This window comes from Emticicia sp., assembly GCF_049241225.1.
GTDB lineage: Bacteria > Bacteroidota > Bacteroidia > Cytophagales > Spirosomataceae > Emticicia.
The window spans coordinates 1-15,333 of record NZ_JBMLRC010000432.1; the positions used below are offsets into that span (position 1 = coordinate 1).

Here is a 15,333-nt window from a genome sequence, read left to right on the forward strand (position 1 = left end):
ACTGTCTCATTGATTGGTACATTACTGCTTATTCCTATGCTCTTGATTAGCAATCCACTACCACTCTTATATCTGACATACTTTGGGTTGGTGGTGGGCTTCATGTTTTTTGAGCATGTCAGACGATGTAAAATCTTAGGCGTGGGTTGGCTTCCATCTATTTCATGGCTGATTTATCGAGTTTTTGTATTAGTCATTATCGGCTTTGTTATCCACTAAATACTAAAATCATGAAAATTGTTATTGCAGGTGGTTCGGGCTTTTTAGGAAATGCCCTTGAAAAATACTTGATAGAAAAAAAGCACCAAGTAATTATTCTGAGTAGAAATCAAACTAAACAAAATCAGGTTTATTGGGATGCGAATAGTCTTGGAAATTGGGTTAGCGAATTGGAAAATGCCGATGTATTAATCAACATGACTGGTAAATCGGTGGATTGTAGATATAATGAGGGCAATAGAAAACAGATTTTAGCGTCAAGGATAAACAGCACCAATGTATTGCAGGAAGCTATTGACAAGTGCAAGTGTCCTCCGAAAGTATGGTTAAATGCAAGTAGTGCAACTATTTATATTCATGCCGAAACCCAATTGATGGATGAAGAAAAGGGTATCATTGGAGATGATTTTTCGATGAATATTTGTAAAGCATGGGAAGCCGCATTTTTCAAAAAAGAAAACACCAATGTCAGAAAAGTCGCTTTGCGAACTTCTATTGTTTTAGGAAATGATGGCGGAGCTTTTCAAAAAATAAAGGCCATAAGTAGATTAGGATTAGGAGGAAAACAAGGACATGGTGAGCAAATGATGAGTTGGATTCATATCGAAGACTTTTGTAGAGCCGTAGAATATATCATTAACGATGAAAGCATCGTCGGGGCAATAAATATTACCGCTCCTACGCCTGTCAAAAATACAGATTTTATGCAGCAACTAAGAAAGCTCATGAGCATTCCGTTTGGTCTTTCATCGCCAGTTTTTATTTTGGAATTAGCTGCTATTTTTATTGGTACCGAAACTGAACTTTTACTTAAAAGCAGAAATGTTTATCCAAAAAAGCTTTTGGAAAGTGGTTTTTCGTTTAAATTTCCGAATCATACATCAGCTATACAAAACTTACTGGCTTGAAGATAGGTGCTCGCAAATATCTACACAAGAAGCAACTACATGGCAATATTTGCGAGTACACTTCTATTTTATAACGGAAACGCAATTGTGAACGTTGTGCCTACACCTAATTGAGAATCAACTTCTACACGGGCATTATGCGATTGCAGAATAGTGAGTGTAGCAGCTAAACCTAAACCCAAACCATTAGTTTTGAGCGTAAAATAAGGCTCAAATAGCCTGTTTAGATTTTCTTGACTAATCCCAATTCCATTGTCTTTGATGGCTACGGAAAAATAACTACCCTGAACGCTCGTCAGAATCGTTAGGATTCCTTTCTCGGCTTCCATTGCCTCAATGGCATTGATTATGAGGTTTAAAAACGCTATTTTTATTTTCGATTGGTCGAGATTCAGTGTGCAATCTTCGCCAAAGTTTTTTACTAAAGTAATCTTTTTTAGATTGATTCGGTCGAGGGCTTCGCTCAATGCTTTTTCGATTAATTCGGTTATCGAAACCGCAGTCAGAATGGTTTCTTTCGGCTTGAATGATTCTAAAAGTTCGGTAATTAAGGTATTGATTCTGAGGCTGTTTCGCCTAATAATATCTGTAAATAGCTTGAGGTCTTCATCGACTAACTCGGGTTCGAGTTGGTCGAGTGAGAGATGAATATTGGTCAATGGGTTTCTAACTTCGTGTGCGAGCGTACGTGCCAAACGTGCCGTAGAAGCAGATTTTTCGGATAAAAGTCGGTCACGTTCGAGTTTTTTTCTTGATGTAATATCCTGAATAACAATCAGATAGTAGATATTACCCTCACTATCATTTTGTTTACTTGCACTAAGCGAGCAAAGCACTCGCTCGGTATTTCTATTGACCATCCAAATCTCGTAGTTTTCAATCGAATTGTTGGCTTCGAGAATTTGCTTAAATCTCAGATAGTCAGTAGTATCAGCAAAAAAGGACCGAAAGCTAAGATTAGGTGAATCTGAGTTTTCGAAGCCCAATAAATCGTAAGCAGTTTTGTTGTGATAAAAAATAAAGCCTTCAGTCGATTTTAAGACGATTGCTTCTTTCATTTGTTCAAAAATACTTTTGAGACGAGTTTCGTTTTCACGCAAACGCTTCACGGCTTCAGAACGCTCAAGAGCGTACCTGATGCAGCGGTCGAGTTTTTCGGCATCTAAGTCGGTTTTTACCAAATAATCCATCGCTCCCAACCTCATGGCCTCGTTATCGACTTGTTTATCGCCTTTACCCGTAAACAAAATTACGGGAGTGTTGATACCCATCTCACTTACAGCTTTTAGTAAATCAATACCTGTTCTGACTCCCAAACGGAAATCGAAAAAACAAAGATCAAATTTAGTATGAGAAAGGTGTTTGATGCCCTCGTTGAACGAACTTGCCCAAATAATATCGAATTTCTTCGATGGAATTTCATTTAAATACTCAGATGTGAGATAAAAGTCATCTTCATCGTCATCAACAATTAGAAGTTTAACGGCTTTATTAATCATTTTTTGGGATTTTGAGGGAGTTGCACAATATCGAGCCAATAATGCCCTAATGTTTGGGCTATTTCGATAAAATCAGCAATTGTTACGGGTTTAGTTATGAAGCTATTAATGCCCAATTCGTAGGTTTTCAATACATCTTGCTCTGCCTTTGAGGTTGTAAGTGCTACTACTGGAATCAATTTTAATTTTGAATCTGATTTTATTACTTTTAATGCTTCACGACCATCCATTTTAGGCATATTCAAATCGAGCAAAATCAATGCAGGTTTCGGGCAATCTTCTGAATTTGCATATTTATTTTGCTGCTTTAAATAATCGAGCAGTTCGAGCCCATCATTAACAAAGCGAATGTCAACCAATAATTTACTTTCTTCAAAAGCTTCCTTTGTAAATAATTGATCATCTTCGTCATCATCAGCCACCAAAATCACCAATTTTTTTTTACTATTTGCCATGGTAAATTTTTATTTTTTTGTTGTAGGTAGATAAAATATAAAAGTTGCTCCTATACCTTCTTCACCTTTTGCAGTAATACATCCTCCGTGAGTTTCGACAATTTTTCGACAAATGGCTAAACCCAAGCCTGTTCCTTCATATTCTGTACGACCATGAAGGCGTTGGAAGATCGCAAAAATAGATTCGGCATATTTGGAGTCGAAGCCGATCCCATTGTCACCAATTGTAAACTGAAAATATTCGAGTAGCGGATTTAGATGTAAGGCTTTAAGACACTCCACCTTTTTGACTTTTTCGGCACTTATCTTTACAATCGGCGAAACTTCGGCTTTTTTGAATTTCAAAGCATTTTCTATAAGATTTTGAAATAATTGTTGCATCTTAACGGCTTGTGCTTCAATAACAGGCAAATCGCCGACTATAATTTGAGCACTCTCGTTCTGAATCTTTATTTCTAAATCTTCTATTACATTTTTTACGATATCATTGAGAGATATTTCTTTTGGATTTTCGATTTCTCTGGATGCCCTCGAATAAGTCAATAAATCATCGATGAGTGTATTCATACGTTGAGAAGCATTGATCATTCGGTCAATAAAAAACTTCCCCTCTTCGCCCACTACATCTTTGTATTTTTTTTCTAGACGCTCACCAAAAGCTTTTATTTTTCGTAGTGGCTCTTGCAAATCGTGCGAAGCTACGTAAGCGAACTGCTCTAACTCTTGATTACTTCGGTTGAGTGCCGCCACTTGAAGTTCGAGTTCTCGACGATAAGTTTCGATTTCGGTCAAATCGGCCGTTACGCCTATGGCTCTAAGTATACCCCCACCTTCGTCATATTGCACTCTTGCTCTAAGCATTACGTTTTTAACAAGGCCTGTCGAATCAATCACTCGATGTTCGATTTCATAAAAAGGTCTTTGTTCGGCCAAAACCTTTAATGTATAATCTCGTACGGCCTGAATGTCTTCTGGATGCACAAAACTTGTGTAAAAATCAAGTGATACAATACTCTGCGGATAAAGATGAGAATCCAGCTCGAGTAGTTTAAACATACCCTCTGAGCATCTGAAATTAGATTCATTTATACTGAACTCCCAACTTCCAAATTTGAAGATAGATTCTGCCTCTTCCATTTGTGTATGCTGGCGTTGAAGCTGCAACATTTGGTCGTTCAAGGCTTTTTCGGCTTTTATCTTATGCGTATTATCAACCACCGAACCCATAATTACCGTAACGTTATTATTGACAAAGATTTGCATGCGTAAGAAAACATACTTAGTTTGTCCATCAATACTTATTACGGGATGCGTAATTTCGTGATAGGGCGTTCGAGAAGCAATAATACTATTTACCTCAGCTCGAAGACTTTCTCGCTCCGATGCTGGCACAAAATTATAGTAAAATCCGCGTGGTACTCGGTTATTTGGAAACTGTTCTTTTGCAATACCCAATAATTCAAAAAGTCCATCAGTCCATTTTACATAATCGCTTGTTTCAGTCATTTCCCATGATCCATATTGAAATACTCGCTCGGCATCATCATTATAAAGATCTCTGAACTCTAAAATTTCTTGTCTTAATATCTGCTCAGTAACGTCTTCGCCTATGAGCATTACAAATGTATTTTCGCCTTTATCGTTTTGTTGTAAAAGACTTGCTGAATATTTCAAGGTTCGAACCTCGCCATTTTTATGACGAAATGCCAATGTAAAATCATACTTTTCGCCGAAAATCATGGCATCAAACCTCTCCAAAGTATCTTTTGCGAATGCTGCTGCATTGGTATGAACCATGATTGGAGCAATGGAGTTACCCATAGCCTCAACATCTTGCTTGGAATACCCCAAGATATCAGTGATTCGGTCGCTTATAAAAACTATTTTGCGTAGCTTTAAATCATAAACATAAATGAGTTGTGGCAAATTTCTAACCAAAACTTCTATCTGTTTTGCCATCAACGAAAGCCCAAATTCACTACAACTTAGTTCAGAATTCTCCATAGTTTAGTTATTCAGGTTAATCTGTTTCATTTTATTATAAAGTGTTTTTCGGTCTATACCTAAAACTTCAGCAGCTTTGGTCTTATTAAACTTTACTTGCTTTAAAACTGTCAATATCATTTCATACTCGGCATCAAGAGCAGTTGATTTCAAGTCAACTTTTGTGGGCAATGATGCCGCTGATCCAGGCGAGCTCACAGGCGATGCTGGTTGTGTATAATACCTTGGCGTATCTTGTTGTATGGGTGCGGGAGTAGTCGGTACAGGGGCTGGGGCAGGTGTACTGACATTTGGCTCATTGAACAATAAGCGATTATAATTGATGAGTTCGAATGGCAATGTACCTGCCTCAACAAAATCAGATTCAGAAAGAAGCGTAGCTCGACGAATGACGTTTCGCATTTCTCGTAAATTGCCCGGCCATGGATACTCTCTGAATGCCCGCATAACCTCTTGCGAAAATCCTTTGACATTTTTACCAAGCTCTTCGTTAGTTTTATCAAGAAAGAATTGAGCAAAAGAAATTAGATCCTCCTTTCGTTCACGAATAGGTGGTACATCAATACTAAATTCATTGAAACGATAATATAAATCTTCACGAAACTTACCTTTGCGAGCAGCTTCAATTAGGCGTTCGTTTGAGGCAACTATCAGACGTACATCTACGGCCATTTCTTTATTGCCGCCAATTCTTCGCACTTTGCGTTCTTGAACTACACGAAGTAACGATACTTGAATATCATAAGGCAGATTGCCGACTTCATCTAAAAACAGAGTACCTCCGTCAGCCATTTCGAAATGCCCGATCTTCTGGCCTAAAGCCCCGGTAAACGAGCCTTTTTCGTGGCCAAAAAGTTCGCTAGCTGCTAAGTCTTTCGAAATTGCACCGCAGTCCATGGCTACAAATGGACCAGCTGCACGTTTACTACGTTTATGAATTTCGAGAGCTACGGCTTCTTTGCCGGAGCCACTTTCGCCATAAATCAAAACACTGTAATTGGTAGGTGCAACTAAATCAACTTGTTTGTATAAATGAACTGATTCGGGCCCCTCTCCCAGAATATAACTAGCCTTTTTATCTTTTCTTGGCGTTGACGTCGACTTACTTTCGATGTTATCATTCGAACCTTCGTTCGTATGCACATAATGTGTGGGCTGACTCAGAGCTTTCTTGATAGTCAGTAAGATTTCATCAGGAAAGAGTGGCTTAGTGATATAATCATACGCCCCTTGTTTCATGACATTGATGGCAATTTTAATATCAGAGTAGCCCGTGATGATAAGCACAGGTACGTGCGGCAATTTTTCTTTTATATTGACCAGAATTGTTGCTCCGTCCATATCGCCCAATCTAAAATCGGTTAGAACTAAATCTGGCGTAAACGTTTCTAAGGTAGCCAAACCAGTAGTACCATCATGAGCAATAGCCACATCGTAGCCATTTTTACCTAAAAACCGACGTAATAAAAGACAAATATCTGTATCGTCGTCGATGATCAATATGCGTTGTGCCATAGGGGTGTAATTTTAAAGTCGTAACTTGATTTTTTAAGTATATTTATAGTGTACGGCGAAGATTTGATGGCATGATACCCAATATTTCTCGGTACTTTGCAACCGTTCTTCTTGCAATCTGATAACCACGCTGAGATAACAATTCTGTCAGTTGGAAATCATTTAAAGGATTATTTTTATCTTCTTTGGTTATTAATTCTTCAATGACTAACTGTATTTGGCGATTCGATACTTCTTCGCCATTATCGGTTTTCATCCCTTCAGTAAATAAATCTTTGAGGTGAATAATACCAAAAGGAGTTTGAGCATACTTTCCGCTCGTAACTCGCGAAACCGTCGAAATATCCATCTTTATCAAATCGGCAATATCTTGCAAAACCATCGGTTTCAGTAATCTTATATTTCCCGAAATAAAAAACTCTTTTTGTTGTTTTACGATTGCTTTCATGGTTTTTAGCATCGTATTTTCTCGTTGCTGAATAGCTTCAATGAGCCAATTAGCAGCATTAATCTTAGAGTTTAGATAACTATTAACTTCTTTAGAGCCTCCTAGGGCCTCTGAATATGATTTATTGATGCTCAAAGGCGGAATTCCTCGGCTATTTAGCGATACTTCGAGCAACTCTCCTTCTACGGTTATGATATAGTCAGGAATTACATTATCTTTTATGGCCAATGTGGTGGCTGCTTGGCCACCCACTACTGGTTGTGGATTTAGCGTAGCTATTAAAGCTACCGCCTCCTTGATTTCTTCAACACTAAATGTGCATATACGCTTCAATTTATCATAGTTTCGTGTAGCTAGCTCATCAAAATGCTCTTTGACCAGTTTTTGAGCCACTTTGGCACTAGGACAATTGATACGCTCTAGTTGCATCAATAGACATTCCTGTAAATTACTACTACCTAAACCAATTGGTTGAAGTTTACGCAAGATATCGATCAGACGTTGTACTTCATCTTCGTCAACAAAGATTCCACTCGAAAACGACACATCATCAACTAATGAATCGAGGCTTACTTGTAGATAACCCTCATCGCTCAACGAATCAACTAAGTAGTCGGCCAAAAATCGTTGGCGTTCGCTATTGACTAGTAGATGAAACTGTTCTTTTACTTCATCACGCCAGCCAATGCTTTCTACTAGTGTTGGTGCAAAGTATGTGTCATCTTCAGAAAAATTATTTACTCTGGTGCGATAGTCAGGCATGTTGTCATCATTAAACTCATCCCAATCCATGTAATCTTGGGTGCGGTCATCGGCACTAAAAGATTCATCCGCCGGGTCATCATTCTGGCTGTTTCCTTCTTCCAAAATTGGATTCTCTTCTAATTCATTCTTTATGTATTGCTCAAGCTCAAGCGAATTCAGTTGAAAAAAATTCAGCAACTGAATTTGTGAAGGCGAAATTTTGAGTGTTTGTTTTTGAGTTTGGATGAAATTTAGCATGGGAACAATTTTTTAGGGAATAAGTTTTTTTGATAAAGAAAAAAACGTACCTAATCATTGATTCGGTAGCATTTATATTTAGCATTTTAATTTAATACATATCTATCATGATAGAATCTACATAAAATTATTATGTTTGAAGGAAATTAGTGCAAAAATATTATTCGACTCATATATATTCCCCAAAAAACTATGTATTGAATGAAAATAAAATCCCGAAATGAAGAATTTTTTCCACAATATATTGGGTAATTTTTTCCCCAACTATCTATCTTCTTTCACATTCCCAAAGGCTTTACTAAGTTTTGTCTTTTCGATTATAATAAGCATCACCATGCTTAGCTTACTCAGCTGGATAACTTACTCGAATCTTAAAGAAATGGGAAAGCGAACTGACGACGTAACCCATACGTATCAGGTAAGGTTTATGAATAAAGAATTAATAAAGATTTTGGTTGATGCCGAAACTGGACAAAGAGGTTTTTTGCTTACTGGTAATGAAAATTTTCTCGAACCGTTTACTGAGAGCGAAGGAAGCATCGATTCTACATTAAATCAGTTAAGCTATCTAATAAAAGATAACAATATACAATCTAAGCGTTTGGACTCAATTAAATTATTGACCGATTTACGCTTGAAAGCAATAAGGGAGAATATAGATCGAATAAAAAATGGAAAATCGGTTGATACCCTAAAACTCTATTTGGGAAAGTATTACATGGATAAAATACGGCGTCTTTCTAAACAAGTAGATACAGACGAAGAAGCTTTACTAAATTATAGAAACGAGCTTCAAAACGAAAGCGATAAAAGTATAACTTATTATTTATTGGGGTTATCGGTGGTTGCTTTAGTGTTTTTGGCCATATTTTTTCGAATGCTTTATCTTGAACTCCGACAGCGAATAGCTTTGCAGACAACGCTTGAGCATAAACTTTCAGAGTTAGAGCACACAAACGCTGAGCTTGAGCAATTTGCTTTTATCACTTCACACGATCTACAAGAGCCTCTACGAAAAATTAGGGCTTTTGGCGAACGTCTATTCAGTAGATATTCTAATGAACTTAGCGATGAAGCCAAAAATAATATCCAGAAAATTAATCAATCGGCCAGTAGGATGCAACTTTTGATTAATGATTTGCTCACGTTTTCGAGAATTACAAATCTAAAAGATTATGCTTTTGAAGAAGTTGATTTAAATTGGGTATTGAATGAAACAAAAGAAGACTTTTCGGAGTTAATACACCAGAAAAAAGCAATGATATATAGCAAAAATCTACCTAAAGTCAAGGGGATAAGCGTACAATTAGTTCAATTATTCAATAATCTTATCTCAAACTCTATTAAGTATAGTCAGCCCGACGTAAGTCCTGTAATCGAAATTAAGTACAAGCAAGTTGTTGGAAATGAGATTCCAAATGCCGAAGGGATACAACAAGAAAAGGTTTATCACAAACTTACGTTTATGGATAACGGTATCGGCTTTGAAGAACAATATAGCGAAAAGATTTTCACGATTTTCCAGAGATTACATAATAAAAATGAATACGAGGGAACCGGTATTGGATTAGCCATTTGCCGAAGAATTGTGACTAATCATAACGGATATATATTAGCTGAAGTAAAAAATGAGTATAAAGGTGCAATTTTTCATGTATATTTGCCCTATTAAATTCGACAATGATGAACCGAAACGCCTCAATTTTAATTTGTGACGACGACGAAGATGATTTATATTTAGTTAAATCAATCTTTAATGACACTAAATTCAATAACCAAACTATATACCTTAAAAATGGTGAAGAATTACTTGAGTATCTGAATAACTCAAAGAAAGATATTTCGGTTGGACTAATATTGTTGGATTTAAATATGCCAAAGATAGATGGCAGAGAGGCGTTAAAAATTATCAAAAGCAATCCGGAGCTTAGAAGAATCCCTGTGGTGATTCTGACAACCTCTAACGCACCACAGGATATTGAAATGTGTTATACATTAGGTGCAAACTGTTTCATGACTAAGCCATCGTCGTACGAAGGCCTCAACGATGCCATTAAGACTTTAAGCAAATTTTGGCTTGAGTTAAGTTATTTACCAATTAAAAGATAAGTCGTTGAATTATAAACTCTTTCTGATTATTCTTTCGCAGAAAGTGTGGGTTTTTCGGTTGCATTCTTCAACCAAATAAGTCCTTTCTCAACAATTGATTTACCGTTTTTATGTACCATATTAGTAGCTACATTGCGTATTACAAATGGTACAACTAATTTTGGAAGCCAACCAGCACGTGCCAGCAGCGTTCGACGTAGAAGTATATCAACACCAAGGCCAATGCCAATATTCAACAATCCCTTTTTGGGCGATGTAAGTACATTATTTAAGACCCCTACGGCTTGTCGAGCGGGATTCAACTCTTCCTTGATGGCAGCTATTTCATTTCTCATACTTATTTTCGATAACTGCATCTGATTATTAAGCCTGGCTCTTTCGGCCTTCAAATCATCAAGACTTTGAATATTATTTTTCATAATAGAAGTTTTTTATAAATGTATTGATAATTGGAAGCTTGATGAATCTTTCACGAATCGTATATAAAACTACGCCTATCAGCCCATAAATAAAGCCTACTATCACAAAACCTAGAGGCATATTATCTAATTTTTGGCCAATATACCAAGCCAAACCCAAACTCATAAAAAACATCATTAGCCCCCCAATAATGCCAATAATCAGTGCCGATGCAAAGTTTGATACTGACTTGGCAGCTTTTTCAGACAACTCCAATACTCCTAAATTCCAACGAGCTTCGGCATATTCGGTTACTGAGTCGAACCAATCAGTGGCTCGTTCTTTTATTTCGGTGGCAGATTCTATCAGTTGCATTAATTTGATTTTTTAGAAATTTAAAAGGTTGGAGTTTACATAAAACCCCAACCTTTTAACGATTATTTTATTATGCGTTTACTGCGTCTTTGGCATCTTCAACACTATCTTGAAAACGGTCTTTCAATTCGGCAACTTTACCAACTGCTTTTGATTTCAAACGCTTTGCCGAATCTTCAATACCATCAACTGAATCGGTATATTGACGACCACCTCTTTGAATAACGTCTAATAGATCGGTTGCAAAATCATTAGCTACCTCACGTACTTTCTCTCTGATTTTAGCACCTTTTTCCGGAGCAAATAATAAACCTATTGCGGCACCTGCGGCAGCAGCTGCTGCTACTCCTATGATGATTTTTGAATTCTTTGTCATTGTCATTGTGTTAAAAATTTAGAATTTTGAAACTATTGTTGAAATTATTTTTAAAAACATCTTCTGTTTTGATGTATAATATAAAAATATCATTCCGATTGATTTTTAAAGAATTTGTATTTAATTTGAGGTAATTTTTCTACAAATCGGGCACATTCCAACTCATAAGGTAAATGCTGTTAAGTTTATTGGCATGATTTTTTTGTTAATAATAATATGTGTGATTATTATATGAGCTTTCTTAATGATCATAAGTATTTTCATAAAAAATGTCCGATTGAAAGTTTTAACACTGAATGAAAGCACCTGGTCGGGCATAATTACTTTTCTATAAATGTACAACACAAAATGAATGTGGATGGATTTGAACAGCTTTATCCGAAAGCATTAATTGTAGATGATGAATTAGATACTTGTCTTCTGCTAGGAATGTTACTAAAAAAATTCGGAATTCCATCTCTTAAAGTACATACTTTAGCTGATGGATTTGAAAAACTAATTGCTGAAAAACCACAACTGATTTTTTTGGATAATAACCTCCCTGATGGCACTGGAATTGAGTGCTTAGAAACTTTCAGGAAGTTGCTTCCTAATTCAAAGTTAGTGATGATTACGGCCATTAGTTCGCTACGTGAGGAGGCCTTAGCACTTGGTGCTGATGGATTTATTGAAAAGCCTTTGGATATACGCAAAATTCAGAGTGTTTTGCTGTAAATTTTGTTATGGTATCAGTTTTCCCTTTATAGTACGTCAGTTTGCTAAAAATATCTTTCGAATAAAATAGCAAGAAAAAATCCCCAAGTTTTAAATAACTGGGGATTTTTTCTTGCTGTATCTCTGCTCTAAGAAATCAATCTATCAATGCAAGTTTAGCTTTTAATAAAATTCGTAATTACAGAAAAATTGTATTGATGGGAATTCGGAATTAAAACGAGTAGCATCTGCCCGAAAAAATCGATTGTTACGGTGGACTAAAATCGCTCATAGGCTACGTAGATTTGTTGACTAACCAATATACAATAAATCATTTTAACGCTGTATTTAAGACTGGTTTAGAGTCTTCTGGCTATTGATGTTTCTCATGGCTAATTTCTCGATGCAATTAGCCAAGTATTTTGTGCACAAATATAGCATTTCTGATATCTTCAATGAAAGCCTTTGAGGGCTTTAAAGCTAATGGCTTACAAATAGAAAAGGCTGCCTTTTCAAGCAGCCTCCTTTAATATTTGACGCGACACTAATCTAGTTTCTCTCTAATGTCTTTTTTAATTTCTTGAGCTTTATCAGATACTTTATCGCCAATTTCTTCGGCCTTATCTTTAGCTTTTTCCCAAGTTTCTTTAATTCCATCTTTCAAATCTTCCCACTTATCTTGGGCTTTTTCGGCCAATTCTACGGCTCCAATTTTTGCTTCATCCACTTTTTCTTGTAGTTCGGCTTTCGCAACATCAACTTTTTTGTCAAGAGTTTCGGCTTTATGTTGTGCTGCTTCTTTCAATAATTCTTCTTTTGTGCTTGTCATGATTGATAAATGTTTTAGTGTGAAATGATTATAAAAAAATATGGATATTTTTTGGGGTAAAGTATGAGTCATAAATGACCCATACTTCTTGTGTATTTGATTAGAATGTGATTCCGATGTGTACTTGACCAACCGAGTTTTTAGAATCGCCTAAGAAAGTACGAGCTGCATCGGTATTAGCAATTTGTTGAAGACCATGATTGTAGCGAGTACCCACCATCAGTTTTCCGAAGTAAATATTCAACCCCGCCGAAAGACCATAATCGAAACTTCGGTAATTGTCTTTATTCAACAATACTTCGCTCGACGAGCCATTATCTGCCTTACTCTTTGACGAAGCGTTTACCAAATATCCACCATACGCACCTGCCTGAATATCAATTACATTACCGATTTTATAAGTAAGTAAAAGTGGCACTTCGGCGTAGTCTAATTTGAAAGTGGTTTCGCCTTGAAACGTATTCAAGATATTATATCGAGCGGTTGTTCCTTTGGTCGAATAGCCAATTTCGGGTTGTAAATACAATGTACCTTCAATGAGCGGTACTTGAGTAAACAAGCCTACATTAAATCCATATCGAGGATTGCGGTCGCTGATGTTGTCGATGTAGAGATTCGAGGCATTTAAACCTCCTTTTATACCCGAGCGGGCTTTTTGTGCGTCGGCATTAATTGTCTGAAAAAGGCCCAAAACTGCAATAAAAGCTGTGATTATGATTCGATTTTTCATGATTTTAATTTGTTTTTAGTGAAAAGTTTGTTGATGAATTGTAATAAAGTTGTGTGCTAATTTAGCTGTACTTCTACCCTATGATTTTTCTTTATTTAAGACTTACAGGTGAGCCTGCTTCTTTCTTCATTTGTTCGCTGGCATAAATTCCAATCTCTACACGACGGTTTTGTTGGCGGCCTGTTTCAGTATTATTACTGGCAATCGGATTGCCCTCGCCCATACCCACGGTTTTGATTCGGTTGCTTGCTATGCCTTCGCTTATCAAGAAGTTACTCACGGCTCTGGCTCGTAGCACTGATAATCGTTGATTATAATCGTTTGAGCCAACGTTATCTGTATTTCCCTCAATTAGAAGTTCTATTTGTGAGTCTTTCTTCAAGTTATCGGCAACTGTTCTGAGGCTGGTCTTAGTTGTTGGCAATAACACAGCAGAACCAAAGTTAAACAATAGATTATTATCCATCGTAAGTTTTACGCCTTCTCCTACCCTTTCGACTTTAGCATTTTCGCCTAAGCCTTCTTTGAGTTTTTCGGCTTTTTTGTCCATGATGTCGCCAATGACTGCTCCTGCGGCACCACCTACAGTTGCACCAATGATGGCCCCGATAGCTGTATTATTTTTATTCTTTCCGATTATACCACCAATAACTGCCCCTGAGCCAGCACCAATTACGGCACCTTTTTGTGATTTTTTGAGAGGGGCTTTCTTTTGGGTTTGAGCCAATACAGGCTCTGTACTAAATGCCAACATTGCACTTACACACGTGATGGCTATGATTCTATTTGTCTTCATGATTAAACCTCTTTTTATTGTTATATTTTTTGGTTTGATATATGATATACATAAAATATTATACCTCTATACGTTTTTCTCCAAACAAATACACAAAAGCCTTATTATCAATTAGTTAAGCAAATACAAACATACTGTAAATGAGAAAAAGTGTAGAATATATACCCCATTTTGGGATATAAAAATGTGTAGATTGGTAAGGTATGAAGCTATTTAGGAGGCATAAAAAAAAGCCATGCAAATGCACGGCTCTTTTCTGATTTTACCTATTATATATACTTAAAAACAACCACTTACTCTTCAATTTTTTCTTGCATGGCATCAATCTTATCGTTGAGGTCACGCTTAAACTGTTTCCAGTCACGTTTAATATCTTTACCGATTTCGGTCATGTCATTATCAAGCTCTTTTATGTTAGCTTTCAATTTTTCACGACGTTCTTCCAACTTAGCTTTTTCTTTACTGGTAGCTTTCTTTAGTTTAGCATCAAGCTCATCTAATTCATCGTTGATTTTATCACGACGCTCTTCGATTTTAGCTTTCAATTCTTTGCGTGAATTTTCTATATCTTCGGCCGTTTCGTTGGCAGCATCTTTTACAGCTGTGGCAGTATTATCAGCCGCATCTTCTACTTTTTCTTGTGCATTCTGTACATCATCAGCTACTTCCTGTTTTTCGCTACGTGAGCAACTTGTTAATGTAAATACACCAATAGCACATACGGCTATAATAAATTTGATTGACTTTTTCATTTTTAAAATTTGTTTAAGGTACGATTTCAGTTTTATTAATCATGTGAATAAATAACGGTACTGTATGCTCCTACAGAAAGTTGGGAGATAAATTTTCCATTAATATCTTGGGGAATGATAACGGTTTCTTGGGTGAAATGATTATCGAAATCATTGTCGTATCCTTCCCAATCACTGTTAAATCTCATTCGCCAACTGCCAGGCCCAGGAAATCCTACCTGAAT

General features: G+C 36.6%; 18 protein-coding genes. 5 read left to right on the forward strand and 13 right to left on the reverse strand.

The genetic code is table 11. From position 1 onward, the window contains the following. Positions 1-219 (forward strand): hypothetical protein (locus tag ACOVO2_RS22515; RefSeq protein WP_421772131.1); only part of this gene is annotated, 219 nt, incomplete at its 5' end. 11 nt (positions 220-230) lie between these two features. Further along, positions 231-1,127 carry a TIGR01777 family oxidoreductase gene (locus tag ACOVO2_RS22520; RefSeq protein ID WP_421772132.1) on the forward strand — a complete coding sequence of 299 codons (897 nt, stop codon included), beginning with the start codon at positions 231-233 and terminating at the stop codon, positions 1,125-1,127. 68 nt (positions 1,128-1,195) lie between these two features. Here ACOVO2_RS22520 and ACOVO2_RS22525 read toward each other — a convergent pair whose 3' ends face one another. Genes ACOVO2_RS22525 through rpoN form a run of 5 tightly spaced genes read right to left on the reverse strand, consistent with a single transcriptional unit; the run spans position 1,196 to position 8,050 of the window. After that, positions 1,196-2,626, reverse strand: coding sequence for an ATP-binding protein (locus ACOVO2_RS22525; protein WP_421772133.1), 1,431 nt, complete (start codon positions 2,624-2,626; stop codon positions 1,196-1,198). Further along, complete coding sequence (locus ACOVO2_RS22530; RefSeq protein ID WP_421772134.1) at positions 2,623-3,081, reverse strand: response regulator; 459 nt, start codon at positions 3,079-3,081, stop codon at positions 2,623-2,625. The genes ACOVO2_RS22525 and ACOVO2_RS22530 overlap by 4 nt, the downstream gene beginning before the upstream one ends. Positions 3,082-3,090: 9 nt before the next feature. Further along, entirely contained in the window at positions 3,091-5,085 is a 1,995-nt protein-coding gene (locus ACOVO2_RS22535) for a PAS domain-containing sensor histidine kinase (protein WP_421772135.1), read from the reverse strand. A 3-nt stretch (positions 5,086-5,088) separates the two neighbouring features. Continuing rightward, a complete protein-coding gene (locus ACOVO2_RS22540) occupies positions 5,089-6,600 on the reverse strand; it encodes a sigma-54-dependent transcriptional regulator (protein ID WP_421772136.1) in 1,512 nt (503 codons plus the stop codon). A 43-nt stretch (positions 6,601-6,643) separates the two neighbouring features. Beyond that, complete coding sequence (rpoN, locus tag ACOVO2_RS22545; protein WP_421772137.1) at positions 6,644-8,050, reverse strand: RNA polymerase factor sigma-54; 1,407 nt, start codon at positions 8,048-8,050, stop codon at positions 6,644-6,646. Positions 8,051-8,384: 334 nt separating this feature from the next. Between rpoN and ACOVO2_RS22550 the strand changes: the two genes are divergently transcribed. Both ACOVO2_RS22550 and ACOVO2_RS22555 read left to right on the forward strand, forming a co-directional pair. Continuing rightward, a complete protein-coding gene (locus ACOVO2_RS22550) occupies positions 8,385-9,722 on the forward strand; it encodes a sensor histidine kinase (protein WP_421772138.1) in 1,338 nt (445 codons plus the stop codon). An 8-nt stretch (positions 9,723-9,730) separates the two neighbouring features. Beyond that, entirely contained in the window at positions 9,731-10,159 is a 429-nt protein-coding gene (locus ACOVO2_RS22555; RefSeq protein WP_421772139.1) for a response regulator, read from the forward strand. A gap of 26 nt (positions 10,160-10,185) precedes the next feature. On the opposite strand, the gene ACOVO2_RS22560 is transcribed toward ACOVO2_RS22555, so the two are convergent. From ACOVO2_RS22560 to ACOVO2_RS22570, 3 genes are all read right to left on the reverse strand, one after another. Beyond that, positions 10,186-10,578 carry a hypothetical protein gene (locus ACOVO2_RS22560; RefSeq protein WP_421772140.1) on the reverse strand — a complete coding sequence of 131 codons (393 nt, stop codon included), beginning with the start codon at positions 10,576-10,578 and terminating at the stop codon, positions 10,186-10,188. Then, a complete protein-coding gene (locus ACOVO2_RS22565) occupies positions 10,568-10,933 on the reverse strand; it encodes a phage holin family protein (RefSeq protein WP_421772141.1) in 366 nt (121 codons plus the stop codon). The genes ACOVO2_RS22560 and ACOVO2_RS22565 overlap by 11 nt, the downstream gene beginning before the upstream one ends. A gap of 70 nt (positions 10,934-11,003) precedes the next feature. After that, positions 11,004-11,309 (reverse strand): YtxH domain-containing protein, encoded by a 306-nt coding sequence (locus tag ACOVO2_RS22570; RefSeq protein ID WP_421772142.1) that lies wholly within the window; start codon positions 11,307-11,309, stop codon positions 11,004-11,006. Positions 11,310-11,657: 348 nt separating this feature from the next. Between ACOVO2_RS22570 and ACOVO2_RS22575 the strand changes: the two genes are divergently transcribed. Continuing rightward, complete coding sequence (locus ACOVO2_RS22575; protein ID WP_421772143.1) at positions 11,658-12,023, forward strand: response regulator; 366 nt, start codon at positions 11,658-11,660, stop codon at positions 12,021-12,023. 523 nt (positions 12,024-12,546) lie between these two features. Here the strand turns inward: ACOVO2_RS22575 and ACOVO2_RS22580 are convergent. The 5 genes from ACOVO2_RS22580 to ACOVO2_RS22600 form a co-directional block, all read right to left on the reverse strand. Beyond that, positions 12,547-12,831 (reverse strand): hypothetical protein, encoded by a 285-nt coding sequence (locus ACOVO2_RS22580; RefSeq protein WP_421772144.1) that lies wholly within the window; start codon positions 12,829-12,831, stop codon positions 12,547-12,549. Between the two features lie 100 nt (positions 12,832-12,931). Continuing rightward, on the reverse strand, positions 12,932-13,561 hold the full coding sequence (locus ACOVO2_RS22585) for a porin family protein (protein WP_421772145.1): 630 nt from the start codon (positions 13,559-13,561) through the stop codon (positions 12,932-12,934). 91 nt (positions 13,562-13,652) lie between these two features. Then, on the reverse strand, positions 13,653-14,357 hold the full coding sequence (locus ACOVO2_RS22590; RefSeq protein WP_421772146.1) for an OmpA family protein: 705 nt from the start codon (positions 14,355-14,357) through the stop codon (positions 13,653-13,655). 293 nt (positions 14,358-14,650) lie between these two features. Further along, positions 14,651-15,109, reverse strand: a complete 459-nt coding sequence (locus ACOVO2_RS22595; RefSeq protein WP_421772147.1) for a hypothetical protein — start codon at positions 15,107-15,109, stop codon at positions 14,651-14,653. Positions 15,110-15,144: 35 nt separating this feature from the next. Then, positions 15,145-15,333, reverse strand: a 189-nt coding sequence (locus ACOVO2_RS22600; RefSeq protein ID WP_421772148.1) for an alpha amylase C-terminal domain-containing protein, incomplete at its 5' end; no start/stop codon positions are given.